This is a genomic window from Vreelandella sp. GE22 (assembly GCF_968212445.1).
The window spans coordinates 1,844,658-1,866,972 of sequence record NZ_OZ309110.1; the positions used below are offsets into that span (position 1 = coordinate 1,844,658).

Below are 22,315 nucleotides of genomic sequence, written 5' to 3' on the forward strand. Positions count from 1 at the left end.
CGTTTTCAATAAATTCGTTTTCCATACAAAAGGGCCGCCCTTGGGCGGCCCTTTAGCGCGGCGAAAAAAGCGTGGCTTACGCTTTCTGGTAAGCGGACACCGACTTTTCGATGGCTTTACGCGCGGCGTCTACGCCTTCCCAGGACTCGACCTTCACCCACTTGCCTTTTTCGAGATCCTTGTAATTCTCGAAGAAGTGCGCGATTTGCTGGCGAAGCAGTTCAGGCAGGTCAGTGACTTCATGGATGTCGTCATAGAGCGTGCTGAGCTTGGGGTGCGGTACGCAAACCAGCTTGGCGTCTTCGCCGGCTTCGTCGGTCATGTTGAGAATGCCTACCGGACGAGCGCGGATGATGCTGCCCGGCGCGACGGGGTGCGGCGTCACGACCAGTGCGTCCAGCGGGTCGCCGTCGTCGGCCAGGGTGTGGGGGATGAAGCCGTAGTTGGCCGGGTAGAACATCGGAGTGGCCATGAAGCGGTCAACCAGCAGCGCGCCCATGTCTTTATCGATTTCATACTTGATCGGGGCGTGGTTAGCCGGAATTTCGATCGCCACATAAATATCGTTGGGCAGATCCTTTCCAGCGGGGATGTGGTCGAAGTTCATTTGGAGTCCTTAGCTTGGCTTTTAACGTACGGAGTCTAAGCGATTGATGTATTGCGCAATTGCGACAAATTATACGAATAAGACCGCAGGATTACCAATTCAACGTCGGCCAAGTGCTAAATTTCCCCGGTTTTAGCTTGAAATGCAAAAGCGTTATTCGTCTTGAGACGGCCAGCCGGGTTGACGATCACCGACCATTGGCGGGCATCGCTGTGCTTACGCAACGTGTATGATAACGCCTATCGATAGGGCGCTTGGCAGTTGGCGCCTCTTTTTTTGATATTTAACGCTCGCGGCCAAGGAGGATGAATTGGCGCACGCTCAGTTACTGATCAGCTACGGCCAGGCGTTTGTTGCCCCGGACCGGCGAAAGCATCGAAGCTCCATGTCGGTAAGCGTGCCGGACACCCCTTTGCTCAACACCAAAGGCGCTTGCGCGGTGATCAGCGATTCGCTTTCGCGCAATACCATGGCGAAACAGGCGGGGGATTTGAGCGTGCGCGGCTTCATGGCCGACTACTACTCGACGCCGGAGCATTGGGATATCAAAACCTCCGCGACCAGGGTGATGCTCGCTCTCAATAGCTGGTGCTATAGCCAGAGCCAGCACGTCAAAGAGGGCAGTTTCGTCTCGTCCATGTCGGCGATGATTTTCAAAGCCGGTGAGGCCAACCTGTTTCATATGGGCGATACGCTGGTCTTTCGCCTGCGCGGTGCCGAGTTCGAGCAGCTCACCCGCGACCATGTCACCGACGTTGGCGGCTACCGCTACCCTTCGCGGGCATTGGGCATGGATGGCAGCCTGGATATCGACTACAGCCTGATCAATCTAAAGCAGGGCGATTTCTTCGTGTTCACCACCCAGGGCGTTCGCGGCACGCTGATGCCCTCGGACTACGTTCGCCTGATTCGTGAAGACGCAAGCGACCTGGACGCCGCCTGCGAGCGGCTGGCCAGTGAAGCCAAGCAGCGCGCCCAGGAACGCGGCTACGGCGGCGACCAGTTCTGCTTTCAAATTCTGCGCATCGACGAGCTGCCCGAGGAGACCGAGGACGACCCGGCACTCATCTACGGCGACCTGCCCATTCCGCCGGAGCTTTCCCCCGGTCAGCGCCTCGACGGCATGGAGGTCGAACGCGTGCTTTCGCGTAATGCGCAGTCGCGGGTCTATCAGGTGCGCGATATCAATTCCCAGCGGCGCATGGTCATGAAGGCGCCAAGCCCGGAACTTTCGCTACGCAACGCCTATCTCGAGCATTTTCTGCTTCAACAGTGGGTGGTGGAGCGCGTTAACTCGCCCTTCGTGGTCAAGGTGATCGACCCCTCGCGGCCCCGGCGCTACCTTTACTACCTGATGGCGTATATCGAAAGCGAAACGCTGCGCGAGTGGGCGGACCGCCACCCCCAGGCAAGCCTCAAGCAGCGTCTGGACATCGCCAACCAGCTGGGCAAGGCAGTGCAGGCGCTGCACCACCGGGACATCATTCACCAGCAGATCACCCCGGACAACGTTTTGATCGACCAGCACGGGCAGGTCGTACTAGCGGACTTCAGCGCCTGCCACATGCGCGATATGGAGGGGCATCGTAACTCCGGCGAGCTGTTGCGCCAGGTCGGTTTCAATGAACACACCGCCCCGGAATACGCCTTGGGCGATAGCGTTGGGCGGCGAAGCGATCAGTACTCGCTGGCCTCGACGGTCTACTGGCTGCTGACCGGGACGCTTCCCTATAGCCTCACCCCCGACCGGCTGCGCAGCCACACCGACCTGGAATCACTTAGTTACAAAAGCGCGCGCAGCGCGACGCCGGAAATCACCCCGGCGCTGGACGATGCGCTGCGGCGTGCGCTGGACCCCCAGCGAGCACTGCGTTTTAGAAAGATGTCGGAGCTTTTGCACGCGCTGCGCGTGTCGCTTGGCCGGGTGCCGGTGCGCGACGAAACCCGCCGCGAGCCACGCCGATTCTGGCAAGGTGTGGCGGGTATTTTGCTGTTGCTGCTCGTGCTCTCCTGGCTTCTGCGATAGCCCCTGTACCGGTCAGACGAATAATCAGCCACTAAAAAGCCGGGACGATGTGAGCATCGCCCCGGCTTTTTTTACCCGTTACCGCTTAAAGCGAAAAGGCGGGTAGCTTTTGCTCGACCTTGGCAAGCTTCAGCTTGGCGACTTTCGGCAGACCATTTTCGAAGGGCGGGAAATCCTCTCCCTGAATCAGCGGCGAAAGATAGTCGCGGCAGGTTTGGGTAATGGCAAAGCCGTTATCGGAGATGAAGTCCCGGGGCATGAACTTCTCCTGGTTGGCGACCTGGGAAAGCGGTGCGGAAATTACATCCCACTGGTAGGGCGTTTGCGAAATGCGGCGAATGGCCGGCATCATCGCGTTCTTGCCTGCCAGCGCCAGGCTTACTGCTTCGCGGCCCACGGCGTAGGCTTGTTCCACATCGGTTTTCGACGCCAAATGGCGCGCGGCGCGTTGCAGGTAGTCGGCCACCGCCCAGTGGTATTTGTAGCCCAGGTCCTGTTTCACCATGCCGGCCAGTGTTGGCGCCACGCCGCCGAGCTGGCGGTGGCCAAAGGCATCGGTGTTGCCCGCATCGGCCAGGAAGGTGCCGTCTTCGTAGCGCGCGCCCTCGGAGACCACGATCACGCAGTAGCCGTACTTCTTCACGCTTTCATCGACCCGCGCCATGACGGCTTTACGGTCGAAAGCGATCTCCGGAAAGATCACCAGGTGGGGCGGCTCGCCTTCGCCTTCACCCGCCAGGCCCCCGGCGGCGGCGATCCAGCCCGCGTGACGGCCCATTACCTCGAGAACGAACACCTTGGTCGAGGTGGCGCACATGGACGCGATATCAAGCGAAGCCTCGCGGGTCGAGGTGGCGATGTACTTGGCCACGCTACCAAAGCCCGGGCTGTTATCGGTGATCGGCAGATCGTTATCCACGGTTTTGGGTACGTGGATCGCGGTGAGCGGGTAGCCAAGCTTCTCGGAAAGCTGCGAGACCTTGAGGCAGGTATCGGCGCTGTCGCCGCCGCCGTTATAGAAGAAGTAACGGATATCGTGGGCCTTGAAGACCTCGATCAAACGCTCGTACTGTTTTCTATGGGTCTCGATGTCCTTGAGCTTGTAGCGACACGAGCCGAAGGCGCCGCCTGGGGTGTGCCGGAGGGCGGCGATCGACTCATCGCTTTCCTGGGAGACATCGATCAAATCTTCGGTGAGTGCACCGATAATGCCGTTATGGCCGGCGTACACCTTGCCAATCTGGTCGGGGGCCTGGCGGCAGGCCTCGATAACGCCACAGGCGCTGGCATTGATGACGGCGGTGACGCCACCGGACTGGGCGTAGAAGGCGTTATGCTGAGCCATGGAAACCTTTTAACTCCTGATTCGGATGGGGTGAGGCGTTGCCGGCTTTTGAAACCGATACCAATCGAGTCATATCGGCCGGAGTTTAACGTAAAGCGGTTTTGACTGCATCACGGGTTACTCCGATGTATCCAGGTCTTGCTCCTGAAGCGCAAGGCGCCAGCCGCCCAGGTCTTTGTAGCGGTTGACCATGGCGCAGAAAAGCTCGGCGGTGCGCTCGGTGTCGTAGCGCGCCGAGTGGGCGGCCTTGTTGTCGAACTCGATGCCCGCTGCCCGGCATGCCCGCGCCAGCACCGTTTGCCCGTAAACGAAACCAGCGAGTGTAGCCGTGTCGAAGCTCGAGAAGGGATGGAAAGGGCTTCGCTTCACGCCGCAGCGGTTGGCGGCGGCGTTCAAGAAGCCGTGATCGAAGGCGGCGTTGTGGCCCACCAGTATGGCCCGCGAGCAGTTGTGCGCTTTGACCGATTTACGAATCGGCTTGAAAATCTCGCCAAGCGCTTCTTCTTCCGAGAGCGCTACCTGCTGGCGCAGCGGGTCGTCCAAGTTGATACCCGTGAAATCGAGCGCCGACTGCTCGACGTTCGCCCCTTCGAAAGGTTTGATGTGGTAGGCATAGGTCGCGTCCGGCAAGAGGTTGCCGTCGGCGTCCATGGTGAGCGTCACGGCTGCAATCTCGAGAACCGCATCACGTTGGGCGTTGAATCCACCCGTTTCCAAATCGATGACGACCGGTAAATAACTGCGAAAACGCTGGGCCATCAATTCACGGGCTATTGCCTCGCTCATGCAGCTCTCCTTAAAAGCGAGTAGTCGGTAAAGAGTAGCGGCAGGCTACCGCTAACAGTGGCTTGATTCTAGCAGCTTTGAACCGGCGGCGTCGTTGACGGTGTTCCCGAGACTTTGAGAGCGCTATACTCAGGGTTTAACGCATTCGTTAAAGCCCGGGTGTTTAAGAGCGGGCTTTGCTAAACCAAAGGAGTCGAGAATGTCCGATGTCAAAAAGGTTGTGCTGGCCTATTCAGGAGGGCTTGATACATCCGTGATCGTTAAGTGGTTGCAAGAGACCTATAACTGTGAGGTCGTGACCTTCACAGCCGACATCGGTCAAGGTGAAGAAGTCGAGCCCGCCCGCGCCAAGGCCGAGGCGTTAGGCGTTAAAGAGATCTACATCGAAGATCTGCGCGAAGAGTTCGTACGCGACTACGTCTACCCGATGTTTCGCGCCAACACCATTTATGAAGGCGAGTACCTGCTCGGTACTTCGATCGCCCGCCCGCTGATCGCCAAGCGCTTGATCGAAATTGCCAACGAAACCGGCGCCGATGCGATCTCTCACGGCGCGACCGGCAAGGGTAACGACCAGGTGCGCTTCGAACTTGGCGGCTATGCGCTCAAGCCCGGCGTCAAGGTCATCGCGCCGTGGCGCGAGTGGAATCTGACCTCGCGTGAGAAGTTGATGGCGTATTGCGAAGAGCACAATATTCCGGTCGATTTCTCGAGCAAGAAGAAGAAATCCCCGTACTCCATGGACGCCAACCTGCTGCATATCTCCTACGAAGGCGGCATTTTGGAAGACCCTTGGGCGGAAGCCGAGGAAGACATGTGGCGCTGGAGCGTATCGCCAGAACAGGCGCCGGAAACACCGACCTATATCGAGCTGACTTTCGAGAAGGGCGATATCGTCGCCATCGACGGCCAGGCGCTCAAGCCCCACGAAGTGCTCGAAAAGCTCAACAAGGTCGGCGGCGACAACGGTATCGGCCGTCTGGATATCGTCGAAAACCGCTACGTGGGCATGAAGTCGCGCGGCTGCTATGAAACACCTGGCGGCACCATCATGCTGCGCGCCCACCGCGCCATCGAGTCACTGACTCTGGACCGTGAAGAGGCGCATCTGAAAGACCAGCTGATGCCCAAGTACGCCGAAGTGATCTATAACGGCTACTGGTGGAGCCCGGAGCGGCGCATGCTGCAGGCCGCCATCGACGAAACCCAGGGCAATGTCTCCGGCGTGGTGCGTTTGAAGCTCTATAAAGGCAATGCCATCGTCGTGGGTCGTCAGTCCGAGCAGTCGCTGTTCGATGAGTCGATCGCAACCTTCGAAGACGATGCCGGCGCCTACGATCAAAAAGACGCGGAAGGCTTTATCAAGCTGAACGCGCTGCGTCTGCGTATTGCCGCAGGCAAAGGCCGTAAGCAAAGCTAAACGTTTGGCGGCCAGCGCGGCTGGCCGCTTTTAGCGGCAAGACTTCGTTTTCAGGTAACGGTTCAGGATAGCGCCATGTTTAAAAAACTGCTTTCGGCTCTAACGGGCAGCGGCGATAAACCCGCCGCCGGGGTGACGCCCGCCGAGCCCGTTCAGTACAAAGAGTACGCCATCGTCTCGACGCCGGACCAACAAAGCGGCCAGTACCGGGTGAGCGGCACTATCAGCAAGACGGGCGATGATGGTCAAATCCGTGAGCACCGCTTCGAGCGCTCGGACATGTTGCCCGCGCGCCAGGCCTGCGATGACATGATGGTGACCAAGGCCAAGCGCTATATCGACGAGGTCGGCGAGGCGATGTTCGACCCCGACCCGCGCCACACAAGTGACCAACCCTAACGTTTAGGATTTGGCACTACTGTTTAGAGTGTTATCCACCAGGGACCGGGCTTGTGCCGCGGCTCCCAGCAAAAGAGAGTCCGAAAGCCCGTTCAAGAGGTTGCCACTCTCGGCGGACTCCACATCATTGAGCAGCATCCCCATTGCGCCCTTGCGCTCGACCAGCGCATCAAAAAACATCGGGCCCAGCGAAATCTCTTGCATCAGCGTGCTTAGATCAATATTCAAAATGATCGGCATGTGCGATAAGAGCCCGAGTATGAACCCTTCTTCCTCGTCCAGTCTTCTTTTGCGCGCGACTTGCTCGCAGGCCAGCGCCTTGGTTAGGCCGTTAATCAGGTTCAGCTTGTTGGCCGGACTATTATTAGCGAGCAGGATAATCGTCACCATCATTCTCAGCTCGTTAATACCCAGAAGCTGAATGCAGCTATTGAGTTTATAAGAGGGCTGCGCGAGGGCATACCAGGCCGAGTTGGTGCGCCGCAGTACTGCATCGACCATGCTCGGGTCCTGAGCAATCAAGGACCGGATTTCCGAAATACTGACATCGGGCTTATAGAGTTTCGCGATGAGCCGCAGCTGATAGGCTTTGGGCGAGGAGCGGCGGATATTACGCGTTTTTTGAGTGGTCGGGCGCTCGTAAAAATAGCCCTGAAAAAGCGAGACGCCAAGCGCTTTGAAATGCTCGAACTCCTCCCGGGTCTCCACCCGCTCGGCCAAAAGCGTGACATTGTGCGCTTTTAGCGATGCGATCATTTCGTTTGAAATGCCGGATGAAATATCCAGTTTGATAATGTCGCAATAAGGCAACAGCGATTCGTGATTTTGATCCGTCTGGAAGTCGTCGATGGCCAGCGTGTAGCCCTGCGCTTTCAACCCCGCCAGGGCTCGCTTGACTTCTGGCGTGGGCGGCGTGGTTTCAAGGATTTCGAGCACGACTTGATTGGCCGGGAGCGCATGCAGGTCCGGGTTGAGAAGCCACTGTTCGGAGACATTGATGAACAGTTTGCGCGAGCCGCAAAGCTTGTTTAAGCCTATTTCGTAAATAGCGACGGCGCAGGCCCGCGCGGTTGCCTGTACGTCGTCATCGATATGCGCTTCCCGGTCATTGAAATGACCACGATAAAGTAGTTCATCGGCGACGTGGTTGAGATGGGCATCGACGATAGGCTGGAGTGCGATCGTATAGCTTTTGGAAGCCACATCGAGTGCGGTGTTTGGCATTAACTTATGGCTCCCATGTATAAGGCCTGCGTGACCAGGAATGTTAGTTTAAACTTCACCCCCTTGCCAGCTACCCTACAGCGAACGATCATGCGAGCTTTCTAGCTAAGTGGGTTTTTAACCATCGACCCGAAATTATAGAACTTCTATAAACTGCCGTCCTGCCGATCCAGGGCGGTTGCCTGGAAAGTGAGAAGCTCGGCGAGCGTATGAATGTTGCGCGCTTTTAGCCGAGTAACCATCGAAAGCCAAAGCTCGGCGGTTAGCTGAGCATCGCCTAGCGCCGTATGGCGGGCATCCTGGGCAATGGTCAGCGCGTAGCGCTTGGCCTGGGACTCCAGGTCGTGGCCGGACAGCGCGCTGTCCAGCGCTTTGGAAATCAATAGCGTATCGAGCACCGGATTGGTTGGCTTGGCGCCCGCTTGGCTCAGCGCGAGCAGGTCAAACGAGGCATTGTGCGCTAGTAGCACTGCGTTTTGGGTGTAAGCATTAAACGCATCGAGCACCACGCTTGCAGCAGGGGCGTTGCGTACGTCGTCGTCGCGGATGCCGTGAATGGCGGTGCTCGCGGCGGGGATAGGGCGGTAGGGGTTGATGTAGCGATCGAACACGTCGTTGGCGAGCAGCCGGTTGTTGACGATCCGGCAGGCGCCAAGGCTTAACAGCGTATCGCCCCCGCGAAGGTCGAGCCCCGTCGTTTCGGTGTCGAAGGCTACGATATCGAGCTGCTCCAGTGCGCGTTCGAGCGGCGCCGCCGCCGGTGTTTGATCGGCGATGGCGAAGTCATGAAACTCCGGGCGGGGAGACGCAGACGGCTTGGGAGCGCTCTGGCGACGCGAGCGCTTGAACGATACGCATAGCCTGGCGTGCTTGCCGTCCGCGTCGTTCTCGCTCCAGAGCGTGCTTTGGTGAATGAGCAGAACGTCCTCGACGCTGGGCGCCAGGGGCAGCGTCTCGATGGCTTCGTTTCGCCAGTTCGTTAGCGTTGTCGCCTCGATGGCGAGCCCCCGCCAGATGAAAGCGAGCCAAACGCCGTCGTGGGTGTTGATCAGCTCGCCTTCGAAGCCGCATCGGGGCAGCTCACCGTGCAACTTTTTAACCAGCGTATCGAACAGGGCAATGAGCGATGGCTGGTGGCCCTTGAACCAGCCGGGCACGCCGATGGGCGTTATCAGGGGGCGTGCCGGATCCAGCTGTTCGTCCAGCGCCTGCCAGAACGCGTTCGACCAGATCGAGGTCAGCCGCTCGTTGACGAAATCAGGGTCTTGCCATAGCGTTTTCAACTCGCCAAGCGCCGAGGGCGGCGTGGTTTGCTTGATGCCCTGCAGCAGGGTATTGATGTTTTTTCGCACCCCCAGCTCGTTTTGCCAGGCGCGGGTCACGTCCTTGAGCGTTACGACGATTTCACCGGGGGAATGGGCAAGCCGGGTTAAGCTAACCGACAGGATGCGTTCGGTTTGGCCCGTTAGCACTTCCCGCGAGAAGTCCCCGTTCGAGGCGGGGGCCGTCATCAGCGCGTCGAAGCGTGCGCCAATCGTCGAGTCGGGGAAGAGACTCTTGAGCTCTTTACCCAGCCCCAGGCAGTAGGGCGAGACGAAAAACGCCTCCGCCGCCTGATTGAAAAGTAACAGCCGACGGTGTTGGTCGAACACCAGGATGGGGATGGCCAGGCGCTGTAACAGGGTTTCGAGTTCCCGGCGAACGTGTGCGGTTTCTTGCGCCCCTTCCTGGCGCGCGCTTTGCAGTCGGGCCCGGTCGGCGCGCCACTGCTCGGCGATCTGGCTTACGTCCGGCCCCAGGCTTGCAAGCCAGCCCCCCGGGCGTTCGATGGTTTTATCCGGGTGGGCCAGCAGTTTGGCAAGTTCGCCATGAAGGGTGCGCAGCGGCGTCAGCAAAAAACGCTCGAGCCAATAGCCCACCGTCAATAGCGTAACCCCGCCGGACAGCGCGCACAGCCACATAAGCGCCCGCGGCAGGGGCGAAAGCGCAAGTTGACTGTCGAGCCAGGCCGCGAACACGGCGCCGCCCAAAAGGCTAATACCGCCGAGCAGCAGCCAGAGCCCTACCAGCCGTTGGGGTGTAGGCAGGCCTTTAACCATGGTCAGCGCCCGCTTGGCGGCTGGCGCTCGAAAGCGCTAAACGTAACAAATAAATAGACAAACGCTGAGTCCTTTGTCGGCGAAGTTGGCTGGGCGCCGGCGTATCGAGCGCGGCTGTTGGAAGTCCAGGCTGTTGGAAGTCTATGTAGATACGTTCTCTCCGCCTAGGCGACCTTGGTGCAAACAGCCGTTCTCTTTAGTGCTTTGTGGCCGGGAGCGAATTGATATACTGGCGGATCTTCAGAGCTTGTCCGAAAAGCCGGCGGTACGGACATCATTCAGGCAGGGCCTGGCAAGCGCTTAGCCAACAGGGTTTTAAATGCGGGTACTGTTACTCTCGGCTTATGAGGCGGTTAGCCACCGCTACTGGGCAGACCAGTTGATCGCGCGCTTTGATGACCTGGACTGGACACGCCTTAGCCTGGCCCCACGCCACTTTGCCTGGCGCATTCGCGGTAACCCCATGAGCTGGTGGCTCAAAGAGCACGCCACGCTAAGCAAGCCCTACGATGTGGTGCTGGCCACTTCCGTGGTGGACCTGGCCACATTGGTCGGGCTTTTTCCTCACCTTGGGCGGGCGCGTAAGATCGTTTATTTTCACGAAAACCAGTTTGCCTATCCACCGTCGAGCGCCCAGCAGCATCACGTCGAGGCGATGATGGTCAATCTCTACGCAGCGCTTGGCGCAGATGAAATCGTATTCAACTCGGCCTATAACCGGGACTCGTTTATCGACGGCGCCCGGGCATTTTTGAAAAAGATGCCGGATAACCTGCCCGCCGCCGCACCCCTGGAGGCGCTTCGACGCCGCGCGCAGGTGCTGCCGGTGCCGATTGCGCCGCTTGAGCAAACCGCCACGAGGGCGTCGCCTTCAAAGCGGATTATCTGGAATCACCGCTGGGAGTACGACAAGAACCCGGACGACTTCTTTAACGTGCTTTTCAAGCTAAGCGAGGCGGGCGTGGCCTTCGAGCTTGCGGTGGTAGGCCAGCGCTTTCGCGACGAACCGGCCATTTTCGACGAGGCGAAAACGCGCCTGAAAGAGCATATCGTGTGCTGGGGGCCGCTCGAGCTTTCAAAATACCGGCAGCTTTTGGAGCAAGGCGGCATCGTGGTCTCCACGACCTGGCACGAGTTCCAGGGTCTGGCGATCATGGAGGCCGCCCAGCAGGGGGCGCTGCCGCTGGTACCCGACCGGCTCTGCTTTCCCGAGCTCTACCCGCAAGAATATCGCTACGATGGAACGCCCCAGGGGCTTTATGAGCGACTAAAAACGTGGCTAACCGATCCCGAGCGCCGCCCAAAGCGGCTGGATAGCCACGCCTGGGAGTGGCCTCAGTGGCAGGCGCGCTACCAGGCGCTTCTGTACGGGCCGCCACGAGCGAACGAGTAGCCGCTCAAAGCTCGACTTTCTCCTTGTACTCGCACAGGTCTTCGATGATGCAGCTGCCGCAGCGCGGTTTGCGTGCCACGCAAGTGTAGCGGCCGTGAAGAATCAGCCAGTGGTGGGCATCCTTCATGAACGGGCGGGGGACGTGGCGCATCAACTTCTGTTCGACCTCGACGACATCCTTGCCCTTGGCGATGCCGGTACGGTTGGAGACCCGGAAAATATGGGTATCCACCGCGATGGTCGGTTCATTGAAGGCGGTATTCAAAATGACGTTGGCGGTCTTGCGGCCTACCCCGGGCAGCGCCTCGAGCGCCTGGCGGGTGCGGGGCACTTCGCCGTCATGTTGCTCTACCAGTAGCGCGCAGGTCTTCATCAGGTTCTGTGCTTTGGTGTTATAGAGCCCGATGGTCTTGATGTGCTCTTTCAAACCCTCGAGACCCAGCTCGATGATTTGGCCAGGCGTATTGGCAGCGGGAAAGAGCTTCGCCGTGGCCTTGTTCACGCCGACATCCGTCGACTGGGCCGAGAGCAGCACGGCGGCGAGCAGCTCGAACGGCGTACGCCAGTTGAGCTCGGTGGTCGGGTTCGGGTTCTCGGCCTGGAGCCGGCTAAAGATTTCAAAGCGCTTGTTGGCGTTCATGAGGGCGTTTCCGATTCGAGCGCCTTATGGGCCGCATCTACCACCTGCTGGGCCTGGTGCAACTGCTCTTCGACCCGTGCGACGTCGGCGGCCGTTCCTTGGCGCTTGGCGTGGCTTAACTGCTGGCGCACGTGGCGTAGCGACTGTTCGGCGGCTTTTAGAGCCATGCGTTTTTGATGGCGCCGCGTAGCGCTGCTTTGTGTCTGTGCGGTGGCTGGCTCGCCGGCGTTTGCTTCATTCAAGGTCGCGTCGAGCGCCTCTAGCTCCCGGCGTTGGGTCTCGAGGCTTGCGGCAAGCTCTTCGCGTTTGGCGCTATCCTGCTCGGCTTCAAGCTTACGCTCGAGGCGTTTGAGGGCGGCGGCCTGGCGCGCACGGTTGGCTCGCAGCGCACTGGGCGAGGCGAGCGAGGCGGGCGGGGCGGGCGGGGCCTTCTTTTTAGGCGCCTCCAACGGTTTGGCGGCGCTACGCTGGGCGCGCCGCTGACGTTTGGCCTCTGCCTGGGCGGCCAGGCGTTGGTTGCGCGCGATGAAGCGCTCGCGCCCTTTGATGGCGCGATGCTCCAGGTAAGCGGTTTGCTCGGCGCCGGTATTCGCGGCCTGCCACTGCGGGTGGGGCACCAAGTCGATGCAGTCTACCGGGCAGGGCGCCACGCAGAGCTCGCAGCCGGTGCACTCGTCCTCGATGACCGTATGCATCTGCTTGGCCGCGCCGACGATCGCATCCACTGGGCAGGCCTGAATACACTTGGTGCAGCCGATGCACTCATCCTCACGGATGAGCGCAAGCGTGGGTGGCTGGGGCGGTTGCTCCAGTGGCAGCGTGGCCCGGCCGGTGAGTTCGGCCAGCCGGTTTAGGGTCTCGACGCCGCCGGGCGGGCAGCGGTTGATAGCGTCACCCGCTACGATGGCTTCGGCGTAGGGGCGACAGCCGTTATAGCTGCACTTGCCGCACTGGGTTTGCGGAAGCTCGGCGTCGATGGCATCGATGAGCGCACTAGCAGCCACTCAAGTCACCCGCTGGCCCGGCTTGGCACCGCTGTCCGGCGACATGAGATAGATCCCTTCATCGTCGCCGGCGGCCAGTACCATGCCTTCGGACATGCCAAAGCGCATCTTGCGTGGCGCCAGGTTGGCGACCATGACGGTCAAACGGCCTTCGAGCGCTTCCGGCGAGTAGGCGCTGCGGATACCGGAGAAGACGTTGCGGGTTTCACCGCCCAAATCCAGGGTGAGCTGCAAAAGCTTGTCCGCGCCTTTGACGTACTCGGCTTTCGCGATACGCGCGATGCGCAGGTCGACTTTGGTGAAGTCGTCGAAGCTGATTTCCGCCGCGATGGGGTCGTTAGCAAGCGGCCCCTTGGCGGACTCCTTGAGTTTCTGCTCTTCCACGAGATCTTCTTTTGAAGCCTCGATCATGGCGTCGATCTTGTCACGCTCGATGCGCGTCATCAGCGGCTTGAATTTCTCGATAGTGTGGCCGGTCAGAAGGGTTCGGCGGCTCTCCCAGTCGAGGGAGTCGACGTTGAGAAAGCGCTGAGCCTCACCGGCCATGGCGGGTACCACCGGCGCCAGATACACCATCAGTTGACGGAACAAATCGATGCCCACCGAGCATATATCCAGTACTTCCTGCTCGCGGCCGTCTTGCTTGGCCAGCGCCCAAGGGGCTTTATCGGCGATGTAGGTATTGGCCTCATCGGCAAGCTCCATGATCTTGCGCATGGCGCGGCCGAATTCTCGCGCCTCATAATCCCGGGCGATCTCATCCCCTGCGTCGACGAAGCGCTCTACCAGCTGCGGCTCGGCGCAGTGCGCGGAGAGCGTACCGCCGCCGAGCTTCTTCACGAACCCGGCGCAGCGGCTGGCGATATTGACCACCTTGCCGACGAGATCCGAATTGACCCGGGCGGTGAAGTCGTCGAGGTTCAGGTCGAGATCATCGACCCCGGCGCTGAGTTTGGCGGCAAAGTAGTAGCGCAGGTACTCCGGGTTGAGGTGCTCGGCGTAGGTGGCGGCCTTGATGAAGGTGCCGCGGGATTTCGACATCTTGGCGCCGTCCACGGTCAAAAAGCCGTGGCAGTTCACCGCGGTGGGCGTGCGCAGGTCGGCGCCGTGAAGCATCGCCGGCCAAAAAAGCGCGTGGAAGTAGACGATATCCTTGCCGATGAAGTGATACACCTCGGCGGTGGAGTCCTTCTCCCAGAAGCTGTCGAAGTCGATGCCTTCGCGCTCACAAAGGTTCTTGAAGCTGGCCAGATAGCCGATGGGCGCGTCGAGCCAGACGTAGAAGTACTTGCCCGGCGCATCGGGAATTTCAAAGCCGAAGTAGGGCGCATCCCGGGAGATATCCCACTCGTTGAAACCGGATTCGAACCACTCCATCAGTTTGTTGCGAATTTGCGGCTGCACGTGGCCGTCGTTGATCCAGTCTTGTAGAAACTCACTGAATTCGGGCAGCTTGAAGAAGTAGTGGGTCGAGCTTCGTACTTCCGGCTTGGCGCCGGAAATCGCCGAGACCGGGTCGATTAGCTCTGCCGGGGTATAGGTCGCGCCGCACTTTTCGCAGTTATCGCCGTACTGGTCATCGCTATGACACTTGGGGCAGGTTCCCTTGATGAAGCGGTCGGCGAGGAACAGGCCCTTGACCGGATCAAACATTTGCTCGATATCGCGGGTGGCGATATGGCCCTTGTCGCGCAGGCGCGTGTAGATCTGCTCGCTAAAGTGGCGGTTCTCTGCCGAGTGGGTGGAGTGGTAATTGTCAAAGCCCACGCCAAAGCGGGCGAAATCCGCCTGATGATTATTGGAGACCCGCTCGATCAGCGCCTCGGAGGTAATACCTTCCTGCTCGGCGCGCAGCATGATGGCGGTGCCGTGGGCATCGTCGGCGCACACGTAAAAACAGCGCTGGCCCCGGCTTTTTTGAAAGCGCACCCAGATATCGGTTTGGATATATTCGAGCAGATGACCAAGGTGAATATCACCGTTGGCGTAGGGGAGGGCGCTGGTCACCAAAATATTGCGCAGGGCAGTGTTTGACATGGTTTTGAATACGTCCGATTAACTTGTAACAAATAAAGTCGGCGAAGAGGGGGTGCACTTCGCCGATAACGTCGTTCGCCAGTGAGACCCGGGCGCCTCTTGTCAGCGCAAGACTGGTGTCAGCGCAAGACCGGCGCTAGTAGAGCGCCTGCTCCTCCTGCACGACTTCCCGCAAAAGCTCTAAAAAGAGTTTGTCCGCCTCGGAGTGCTCGGCGGGGTCTTCGGGGATGTGTACGCTGGTCGTGCCGGATACTTCGTTGGCGATGCGCGCCATCGCCGCGGAGCTGGAGCCTTCGGCAAGCTCCCGGCGAGCAACGGCGAGCGACTGCAGCAGGATATCCGGGTCTTGAAGAAGCTTGCGGATAAAACCACGTAGCTCGTTGATTACGCGTGTTTTTTGAATTTCGGATGCCGACATGGTGCGCTCCTTGAGACTTGGACTAAAAGCCAAGCCTGAACCAAACAGTGAATGCCTTGACCTTAGCACTTTTTGACTGGCTCGGCATGAGCCGTGCGCGGGTAAGGCGTGGCCGCGCCGGCGTTTTTAAAGGCGTAGCCGGCCGGCCTTGTGTTTTACCGGGTTGGCGTACTGGTTGAGCCAATAAGGGCGCAGCTCTTCGGGCACAGCGGCCAAGCGCTCTGCAAAGCGCGCCCGGTCTTCCCGTGTAATGGCCTTGCGTGCCACCAGCTCCGGCGCCTCACCGAGCGCTTCCAGGGCCAGGTAGTGGCTGGGAAATAGCCGGTAGCCGCCGATCACCTGGCGGTCGATCTCGGCGGCGACTTCATCCGGGGTCGCCATGTCCGCGTCCAGGGGCTGGCCAAAGCGCAGTTGCACGCGGCCCTTGGTACCGGTAATACCCGCCACGATCGAGCGGATATCCTCGAACTCGCTTTTCGCGTAGCTACCAAGGGTGGCGACGTCATGCAGTTCCCGGGCCTTTTGCATATCGCAGGGGTCGTACTCGTAGCTGATCGACACTGGCACGAGCTTGAGCTCGGCGATCGCTTCGCCGAAAACGAAATCGCCCGGATCGCCACGACTCGCCATGGTCAACATCTTGATGATGGCGGGGTCGGTGCGATCGATGCCGTTTTTGGCCCGTCCTTCGCGCTGGGCCATCCAGATGGAGTGGTTGTCGCCGGTGATCGAGTGGCGAATATAGCCCGAAAGCTTCTGGTAAGCGGCCAGCATCGCCCGCTTGCCCCGGGCACTGCGCGGCACGATAAAGCTTTTATTGAGCCGCATCAGGTCGGTGACGTAGGGCTTTTTGAGCAGGTTGTCGCCAATGGCGATGCGCACGGTGTTGCGTCCGGCCGCGTAAAGCGCGTAGTTGACGAAGGCCGGGTCCAGCGAGATATCGCGGTGATTACCGATGAAGAGATAAGCACTATTCGCGTCGAGCTTCTCGAGCCCGGTAACCTCGAAGGCGTCGGTCGTGGTGCGTATCATGCGCTCCATGTAACCGGCGATACGCATTTGAAAATCGCGAACCGAGGCAACGTTTTCGACCTCGCGGCGCACCGTGCGCCCGGCGATCATGCGCGCAAGCGCCGGCGCCCACTTGGCAAGACGGGGCAGCTTGAACCGGGTTAACGCATCGAGTAGCTCGCTGTCGCGACTCAGCCGCGTGAGCACGTCTTTCACCTCGTGATCCATGTAAGGGCGAATATCGGCCCAGGGATCATCGGACGAGGCGTCGTTGAGAGCGTGATGTTGGTCAGTCATGCGATCCGTTTGTAAGAGTGAGCCAAATCGAGGGTGAAATCGTTATTCTAACCCAACGACGCGCGTCAGGCCTGGTCGGTCGTGGCGGGCTCTTTTTGGGCCTCGCCGCCTAGCCATTCGAGTAGCCGGGCGATATCTTCTGAAAGCGACTGCGCCATCAGGATGAAGTCGGTTTCAAGCCGGGCAAGCGCGTCGTCGCCGTCGTCGGCGTGATCCGCTTCCTCGATCAGCGCATCGCCAAAGCGCAGCGACTTGAGCGCCAAGTCGTCATGTAGCACCAGGTGTAACCGACCTTCGAGGCCGATGGCAAGTTTGCTTGCCTGGCGGCCGCTCTCCAGCAGGTTTTGAATTTCGTCGCTGTCGAGATCCACCTGGCGGGCGCGCAGGACGCCGTCGTCGCCTTTGGCCTTGAGCTCGACCTGATCGCCTAGCTGCATATCCGCCGGGCGGCTCGCGGCGTCGCCAAGCCAGGTCGTCATGGCGCGAATCGGCAGGGTTTGCGAGTTGACCGGGGTCACCTTCAGCGTGCCTAGCGTTTCGCGTAGAAGATCGAGAATCTCCTCGCAGCGGGTGCGCGAGCTTGCGTTGATACCGATCATGTTGCGCCTGGTATCCCACCAAAGATCGACCTTTTGGCTGCGCACGAAGGCACGCGGCATCAGCTCCTCGGTGATCTGCTCCTTGAGCGTGGTTTTCTCCTTGCGGGTCACCTTGCGCGCCTCGGCGGCCTCGATATCGGCGACTTTCTCGTCGAGCTCTTCCTTGACCACGGAGGCCGGAAGCAGGCGTTCCTGGCGCAGCGCGCTCAGCAGGCGGTGGCCCTGGATCTCGTGGAGCAGTTGACCACTGCCCAAGCGGCCTGCCGGCGCTGTCCACCCAAGCCTGCGGGCATCGGCGCCGCCCAAAGGCCTGGCGGCGTGGGGCTCGAGTGCGCTCTGAAGCGCGCTGGCATCGAGCTCGAACTCGCCGTGTAGACGATACAAGTGCAGGTGCTTAAACCACATATCACCAATCCTATCCAAAAGGGGGCACATTATGGCGAAACGCTGCCCGTCCTGCCAGCCTCTTGCGCTAAAGCGCCTTTATTGCCTACGTTAAATGGTCGGTATTTAAATGTGCGTTTAAAACCCATGTTTGTTCGCTGGCGCTTTTCAAACGTTCTTTAATTCAATAAGGATTTTTTATGTCGTCTTCGATTACCCGTGTCGATCTTCGCGTACGCGGCTACCACCTGGATGGCTACGGCCACGTCAATAATGCCCGCTATCTGGAGTTCATGGAGGAAGGGCGCTGGGCGTTTTTCGACGATCACAAGGACCTGATTCGTGAGCTGCACGAGGCCGGGCGCGCTTTTGTGGTGGTCAATCTCAATATCGATTACAAAAACGCGGCGGTGCAAAACGACGACCTGTCCGTGCTCACCGGCATTACCGAGGTGGGCGAGCGCAGTGCACGCTGTCACCACCGCATCCAACGCGCCGACGGCAAAGTCGTCGCCCAAGCGGATCTTACTTTCGTGCTGCTGGATATAAAATCGAACAAGGCAAGCGCCATCGAAGGCGATGTGTACCAGGTGCTCGACCGGCTTCGGGTCGATAAAGAAGCCTTCGCTTGACCTTTTATTCGCGAATAGTCCCGGCGCGTCGATGAGTCTACCCTTTACGCGCTCTCTGACTGCCCTTGGTGCTTATGCGGTGGTATGATGGGGGGGTATGTGCGCCCGTCTGTTGATTCTCTAACACGGCGGTATTAAAGCGCTTTCAACTCTCGCAGTGCCAATGCAGTGCAAAGGATCTGACTTTCATGGGTGACATCGCCAGAGAAATCTTGCCCGTCAATATTGAAGACGAGCTAAAGCAGTCGTACCTCGACTACGCGATGAGCGTCATTATCGGCCGCGCGCTTCCCGATGTGCGCGACGGGCTGAAGCCGGTACATCGCCGCGTGCTCTTCGCCATGCACGAACTGAGCAATGACTGGAACAAACCGTACAAGAAGTCGGCGCGTGTCGTCGGCGATGTCATCGGTAAGTACCATCCCCACGGCGACAGCGCGGTCTACGACACCATCGTTCGTATGGCCCAGCACTTCTCCATGCGCCACGTGCTGGTGGATGGCCAGGGTAACTTTGGTTCGATCGACGGCGACAATGCCGCTGCCATGCGTTACACCGAGGTGCGTATGGCGCGCCTGGCCCACGAACTGCTGGCGGATCTGGAAAAAGATACCGTCGATTGGGTCGATAACTACGACGGCACCGAGCGGATTCCCGAGGTGCTGCCCACCCGCGTACCGAATCTGTTGATCAACGGCTCGTCGGGTATCGCCGTGGGCATGGCGACCAACATTCCGCCGCACAACATGCGCGAAGTGATCGACGGCTGCCTGGCACTGATCGACGACTACACGCTGACCATCGATGATCTAATGCAGTACATCCCGGGGCCGGATTTCCCGACCGCGGGGATCATCAATGGCCGCGCGGGCATTCTGGACGCCTACCGCACCGGCCGTGGGCGTATTTACGTGCGCGCGGCGCACACCATCGAGCACCACGACAAGACCGGGCGCGATCACATCATCATCACCGAGCTTCCCTACCAGGTGAACAAGGCGCGGTTGATCGAGAAAATCGCCGAGCTCGTCAAAGAGAAGCGCATCGAAGGTATTGCAGAGCTTCGCGACGAGTCCGACAAGGACGGCCTGCGCGTGGTCATCGAGATCAAACGCGGCGAGTCCGGTGAGGTGGTGGTTAACAATCTCTTCGCCCAGACCCAGCTTCAAAACGTGTTCGGTATCAACATGGTGGCGCTGGAAAATGGCCAGCCGCGCACGCTGAATCTGAAAGAGATGCTGGAGGCGTTCATTCGCCACCGGCGCGAGGTCGTTACCCGGCGCACGCTGTTCGAGCTCAAAAAGGCGCGGGAACGCGGCCATATCCTCGAAGGCCTGACGGTTGCCATCTCGAACATCGACGAAGTCATCGAGCTGATCAAGGCCTCACCCAACGCCGCCGAGGCGAAAGAGAAACTCCTCGAACAAGTGTGGCAGCCCGGCCAGGTCACCGCGATGCTCGAGCGTGCCGGTGCCAACTCCTGCAAGCCGGAAGACCTCGACGAAGGCTTTGGTCTTAACACCACGGCCACCGAATACCGTCTCTCGCCGGCCCAGGCCCAAGCCATTCTGGAACTTCGTCTGCACCGCTTGACCGGTCTCGAAACCGAGAAATTGCTCGACGAGTACCTCTCGATTCTGCAACGCATTGCGGAGCTGACCGAGATTCTCGCCTCGGCGGAGCGTCTGATGGAAGTCATTCGCGAAGAGCTTCATGCGGTTCGCGACCAGTTCGGCGACGACCGCCGCACCGAGATTCAGGCAAGCCATCTCGATCTTTCCATGGAAGATCTGATCGCCGAAGAGGACATGGTGGTGACCGTGTCGCGCTCGGGCTACGCCAAGACCCAGCCGCTTTCCGACTATCAGGCCCAGCGCCGCGGTGGTCGCGGCAAGTCCGCTACCTCGATGAAGGACGAAGACGTCATCGAGCACCTGCTGGTCGCCTCGACCCACGACACCGTGCTGCTGTTCTCCAACCGCGGCAAGGTGTACTGGCTCAAGGTGTACGAGATGCCCAACGCCAGCCGGGGCTCGCGGGGCAAACCGTTGGTCAACATGCTGCCGCTCGACGAAGGCGAAGCGATCAACGCGATTTTGCCGGTGCGCGATTACAACCCGGACAACTACATCCTGTTCGCCACCGCCAAGGGCACGGTCAAACGCACTAGCCTCGAGCAGTTCTCGCGCCCGCGCAGTGTCGGCCTGATTGCGATCGACCTGGAAGAGGACGACCGGCTCGTCGGCGCGGCGATTACCTCCGGTAGCGATCACGCGATGCTGCTCTCGTCCAACGGCAAAGCGATTCGTTTCGAAGAAGGTAACGTGCGCGCCATGGGCCGTACCGCCCGCGGCGTTCGCGGCATGCGCCTGCTAGGCGACGCGGAAGTGATCAGCCTGATCATTCCCAAGAGCCAGCAGATCGACTCGGAAACCGATAGCGAAAGCGAAACCGGTGAAGAGGCGGCGGTCCAGGTCGTACCTCAGGCGGAAGGGCAGATCTACATTCTCACCGCCAGTGAAAAAGGCTACGGCAAGCGTACGCGCCTTGAAGAGTTTCCGCTGCGCGGACGCGGCGGCCAGGGCGTGATCGCCATGCAGACCAGCGAGCGTAACGGCGCGTTGGTGGCCGCCATGCAGATCTACGACTGCGATGAAATGATGCTGATCACCGACCGCGGCACGCTGGTGCGCACCCGCGTCGAAGAGGTCTCGACCACCTCGCGTAACACCCAGGGCGTCATGTTGATTCGTCTGGGTAAAGAGGAGAAGCTGGTCAAAACCGTGCGCGTCGACGAGCCCGCTGAGCTGCCGCTCGAAGAGCCAAGCGAAGAGGGCGAAGCGCCGGCGGAGGCGATCAATAGCGGCGAGGAGGAAAGCGGGCACGATGACACGTCACTATAACTTCTGCGCAGGGCCGGCGGCCCTGCCCACCGCCGTTTTAGAGCGCGCCCAGCAAGAAATACTCGATTATCAAGGGCGCGGGCTTTCGGTGATGGAGATGAGTCATCGAAGCGATGAGTTCGTTGCCATTGCGCATAAGGCCGAGGCGGATCTACGGGGGCTTTTAGGCATTCCGGATAACTACCGGGTGCTGTTTTTACAGGGTGGCGCAAGCCTGCAGTTCGCCATGCTGCCCATGAACCTGTTGGGTCGGGGCGGCAGTGCTAATTTTATCCAGACCGGTATCTGGGGGAATAAGGCGCTATCGGAAGCCAAACAGCTGGGCTTTGATTGCCATGTGGCGGGTAGCAGCGAAGCGAATGGGCACCTGGAGGTGCCTACGCTCGAGAGCCTTGCTTTGAGTGCTGATGCCGCCTACCTGCACTACACGGCCAACGAAACCATCGGCGGGCTCGAATTCGATTACACCCCTGCGCTCAAACGACAGGATGGTGCGGATGTGCCGCTCGTTTGCGATATGTCCTCGAGCATTCTTTCCGGGCCGATCGACGTCAGCGACTTCGGTGTCATTTACGCCGGCGCCCAAAAGAATATCGGCCCGGCGGGTTTGACGCTGGTGATCGTGCGCGACGACCTGCTGGGTCGCGCCCAAGCCGCCACCCCCTCGCTGTTTGATTACCAAAAGCTCGCCGAAGCGGAATCCATGGTCAATACGCCGCCGACCTACGCCTGGTACCTCTCGGGGCTTGTCTTCGAGTGGCTTAAAGACGAGGTAGGTGGGCTCGAGGCGATGGATGCGCTCAATCAGCGTAAAGCCGACAAGCTTTACCGCGCCATCGACGAAAGCGACTTCTACTCCAACCCGATCGCCAAGCGCAATCGTTCGCGCATGAACGTGCCGTTCGTGCTGGCCGACGCCGCCCTCGATGGGGTGTTTCTGCGTGAGGCCGAAGCGGCCGGGCTATTGAACCTGAAAGGCCACCGCAGCGTGGGCGGCATGCGCGCAAGTCTCTACAACGCCGTGCCGGAAGCCGCCGTGGACGCGCTCATTGCGTTCATGCACGATTTCGAACAACGAAAGGGCTAGGATT

The 22,315-nt window shown here is 59.8% G+C and carries 18 protein-coding genes; 7 read left to right on the plus strand and 11 right to left on the minus strand.

Annotated elements, in window-relative coordinates; genetic code table 11:
* Positions 1-76 precede the first annotated feature (76 nt).
* Complete coding sequence (gene ppa, locus ACWHRL_RS08820; protein ID WP_447528774.1) at positions 77-607, minus strand: inorganic diphosphatase; 531 nt, start codon at positions 605-607, stop codon at positions 77-79.
* A gap of 310 nt (positions 608-917) precedes the next feature.
* On the opposite strand from ppa, the gene ACWHRL_RS08825 reads away from it, so the two are divergent.
* Entirely contained in the window at positions 918-2,633 is a 1,716-nt protein-coding gene (locus ACWHRL_RS08825) for a protein kinase domain-containing protein (RefSeq protein ID WP_447896073.1), read from the plus strand.
* Between the two features lie 85 nt (positions 2,634-2,718).
* On the opposite strand, the gene ACWHRL_RS08830 is transcribed toward ACWHRL_RS08825, so the two are convergent.
* Both ACWHRL_RS08830 and rnt read right to left on the minus strand, forming a co-directional pair.
* On the minus strand, positions 2,719-3,978 hold the full coding sequence (locus ACWHRL_RS08830; protein WP_447528776.1) for a 6-phosphofructokinase: 1,260 nt from the start codon (positions 3,976-3,978) through the stop codon (positions 2,719-2,721).
* Between the two features lie 117 nt (positions 3,979-4,095).
* Positions 4,096-4,764: a ribonuclease T gene (gene rnt / locus ACWHRL_RS08835; protein WP_447528777.1), complete on the minus strand. Its 669-nt coding sequence runs from the start codon at positions 4,762-4,764 to the stop codon at positions 4,096-4,098.
* A gap of 199 nt (positions 4,765-4,963) precedes the next feature.
* Here rnt and ACWHRL_RS08840 point away from each other — a divergent pair, with 199 nt between their 5' ends.
* Together ACWHRL_RS08840 and ACWHRL_RS08845 are read left to right on the plus strand one after the other, a co-directional pair.
* Positions 4,964-6,184 (plus strand): argininosuccinate synthase, encoded by a 1,221-nt coding sequence (locus ACWHRL_RS08840; RefSeq protein WP_447528778.1) that lies wholly within the window; start codon positions 4,964-4,966, stop codon positions 6,182-6,184.
* Positions 6,185-6,259: 75 nt separating this feature from the next.
* On the plus strand, positions 6,260-6,583 hold the full coding sequence (locus tag ACWHRL_RS08845) for an HlyU family transcriptional regulator (RefSeq protein WP_447896074.1): 324 nt from the start codon (positions 6,260-6,262) through the stop codon (positions 6,581-6,583).
* Between the two features lie 3 nt (positions 6,584-6,586).
* Here the strand turns inward: ACWHRL_RS08845 and ACWHRL_RS08850 are convergent, their stop codons facing one another.
* Together ACWHRL_RS08850 and ACWHRL_RS08855 are read right to left on the minus strand one after the other, a co-directional pair.
* Entirely contained in the window at positions 6,587-7,807 is a 1,221-nt protein-coding gene (locus tag ACWHRL_RS08850) for an EAL and HDOD domain-containing protein (RefSeq protein ID WP_447896075.1), read from the minus strand.
* Positions 7,808-7,953: 146 nt separating this feature from the next.
* A complete protein-coding gene (locus tag ACWHRL_RS08855) occupies positions 7,954-9,906 on the minus strand; it encodes an exonuclease domain-containing protein (RefSeq protein WP_447896076.1) in 1,953 nt (650 codons plus the stop codon).
* A gap of 319 nt (positions 9,907-10,225) precedes the next feature.
* Between ACWHRL_RS08855 and ACWHRL_RS08860 the strand changes: the two genes are divergently transcribed.
* Positions 10,226-11,299 carry a tRNA-queuosine alpha-mannosyltransferase domain-containing protein gene (locus tag ACWHRL_RS08860; protein ID WP_447896077.1) on the plus strand — a complete coding sequence of 358 codons (1,074 nt, stop codon included), beginning with the start codon at positions 10,226-10,228 and terminating at the stop codon, positions 11,297-11,299.
* A gap of 4 nt (positions 11,300-11,303) precedes the next feature.
* On the opposite strand, the gene nth is transcribed toward ACWHRL_RS08860, so the two are convergent.
* From nth to ACWHRL_RS08890, 6 genes are all read right to left on the minus strand, one after another.
* Positions 11,304-11,939, minus strand: a complete 636-nt coding sequence (gene nth / locus ACWHRL_RS08865; protein ID WP_447896078.1) for an endonuclease III — start codon at positions 11,937-11,939, stop codon at positions 11,304-11,306.
* The gene (locus tag ACWHRL_RS08870) at positions 11,936-12,943 is read right to left on the minus strand and encodes an RnfABCDGE type electron transport complex subunit B (RefSeq protein WP_447896079.1); all 1,008 of its coding nucleotides are present in this window, start codon (positions 12,941-12,943) and stop codon (positions 11,936-11,938) included. Before ACWHRL_RS08870 ends, nth begins: the two co-directional genes overlap by 4 nt.
* The gene (gene metG, locus ACWHRL_RS08875) at positions 12,944-14,980 is read right to left on the minus strand and encodes a methionine--tRNA ligase (protein WP_447896080.1); all 2,037 of its coding nucleotides are present in this window, start codon (positions 14,978-14,980) and stop codon (positions 12,944-12,946) included.
* A 136-nt stretch (positions 14,981-15,116) separates the two neighbouring features.
* Complete coding sequence (locus ACWHRL_RS08880) at positions 15,117-15,398, minus strand: hypothetical protein (RefSeq protein ID WP_447896081.1); 282 nt, start codon at positions 15,396-15,398, stop codon at positions 15,117-15,119.
* A gap of 126 nt (positions 15,399-15,524) precedes the next feature.
* Positions 15,525-16,706 carry a 1-acyl-sn-glycerol-3-phosphate acyltransferase gene (locus ACWHRL_RS08885; RefSeq protein WP_447896082.1) on the minus strand — a complete coding sequence of 394 codons (1,182 nt, stop codon included), beginning with the start codon at positions 16,704-16,706 and terminating at the stop codon, positions 15,525-15,527.
* Between the two features lie 65 nt (positions 16,707-16,771).
* Positions 16,772-17,710, minus strand: a complete 939-nt coding sequence (locus ACWHRL_RS08890; protein ID WP_447896083.1) for a recombination-associated protein RdgC — start codon at positions 17,708-17,710, stop codon at positions 16,772-16,774.
* Between the two features lie 179 nt (positions 17,711-17,889).
* Here ACWHRL_RS08890 and ACWHRL_RS08895 point away from each other — a divergent pair, with 179 nt between their 5' ends.
* From ACWHRL_RS08895 to serC, 3 genes are all read left to right on the plus strand, one after another.
* Positions 17,890-18,321, plus strand: a complete 432-nt coding sequence (locus ACWHRL_RS08895) for an acyl-CoA thioesterase (protein ID WP_447528789.1) — start codon at positions 17,890-17,892, stop codon at positions 18,319-18,321.
* Positions 18,322-18,509: 188 nt separating this feature from the next.
* Entirely contained in the window at positions 18,510-21,224 is a 2,715-nt protein-coding gene (gene gyrA / locus ACWHRL_RS08900) for a DNA gyrase subunit A (RefSeq protein WP_447896084.1), read from the plus strand.
* On the plus strand, positions 21,208-22,311 hold the full coding sequence (serC, locus tag ACWHRL_RS08905; protein ID WP_447896085.1) for a 3-phosphoserine/phosphohydroxythreonine transaminase: 1,104 nt from the start codon (positions 21,208-21,210) through the stop codon (positions 22,309-22,311). The genes gyrA and serC overlap by 17 nt, the downstream gene beginning before the upstream one ends.
* The last annotated feature ends 4 nt before the right edge of the window (positions 22,312-22,315 follow it).

What these genes read in the sequence shown, in the direction of transcription:
- ppa (WP_447528774.1), bottom strand. Translation starts at nt 607, where the DNA reads ATGAACTTCGACCACATCCCCGCTGGAAAGGATCTGCCCAACGATATT.
- ACWHRL_RS08830 (WP_447528776.1), bottom strand. Translation starts at nt 3,978, where the DNA reads ATGGCTCAGCATAACGCCTTCTACGCCCAGTCCGGTGGCGTCACCGCC.
- rnt (WP_447528777.1), bottom strand. Translation starts at nt 4,764, where the DNA reads ATGAGCGAGGCAATAGCCCGTGAATTGATGGCCCAGCGTTTTCGCAGT.
- ACWHRL_RS08840 (WP_447528778.1), top strand. Translation starts at nt 4,964, where the DNA reads ATGTCCGATGTCAAAAAGGTTGTGCTGGCCTATTCAGGAGGGCTTGAT.
- ACWHRL_RS08845 (WP_447896074.1), top strand. Translation starts at nt 6,260, where the DNA reads ATGTTTAAAAAACTGCTTTCGGCTCTAACGGGCAGCGGCGATAAACCC.
- ACWHRL_RS08850 (WP_447896075.1), bottom strand. Translation starts at nt 7,807, where the DNA reads ATGCCAAACACCGCACTCGATGTGGCTTCCAAAAGCTATACGATCGCA.
- ACWHRL_RS08855 (WP_447896076.1), bottom strand. Translation starts at nt 9,906, where the DNA reads ATGGTTAAAGGCCTGCCTACACCCCAACGGCTGGTAGGGCTCTGGCTG.
- ACWHRL_RS08860 (WP_447896077.1), top strand. Translation starts at nt 10,226, where the DNA reads ATGCGGGTACTGTTACTCTCGGCTTATGAGGCGGTTAGCCACCGCTAC.
- nth (WP_447896078.1), bottom strand. Translation starts at nt 11,939, where the DNA reads ATGAACGCCAACAAGCGCTTTGAAATCTTTAGCCGGCTCCAGGCCGAG.
- metG (WP_447896080.1), bottom strand. Translation starts at nt 14,980, where the DNA reads ATGTCAAACACTGCCCTGCGCAATATTTTGGTGACCAGCGCCCTCCCC.
- ACWHRL_RS08880 (WP_447896081.1), bottom strand. Translation starts at nt 15,398, where the DNA reads ATGTCGGCATCCGAAATTCAAAAAACACGCGTAATCAACGAGCTACGT.
- ACWHRL_RS08885 (WP_447896082.1), bottom strand. Translation starts at nt 16,706, where the DNA reads ATGACTGACCAACATCACGCTCTCAACGACGCCTCGTCCGATGATCCC.
- ACWHRL_RS08890 (WP_447896083.1), bottom strand. Translation starts at nt 17,710, where the DNA reads ATGTGGTTTAAGCACCTGCACTTGTATCGTCTACACGGCGAGTTCGAG.
- ACWHRL_RS08895 (WP_447528789.1), top strand. Translation starts at nt 17,890, where the DNA reads ATGTCGTCTTCGATTACCCGTGTCGATCTTCGCGTACGCGGCTACCAC.
- gyrA (WP_447896084.1), top strand. Translation starts at nt 18,510, where the DNA reads ATGGGTGACATCGCCAGAGAAATCTTGCCCGTCAATATTGAAGACGAG.
- serC (WP_447896085.1), top strand. Translation starts at nt 21,208, where the DNA reads ATGACACGTCACTATAACTTCTGCGCAGGGCCGGCGGCCCTGCCCACC.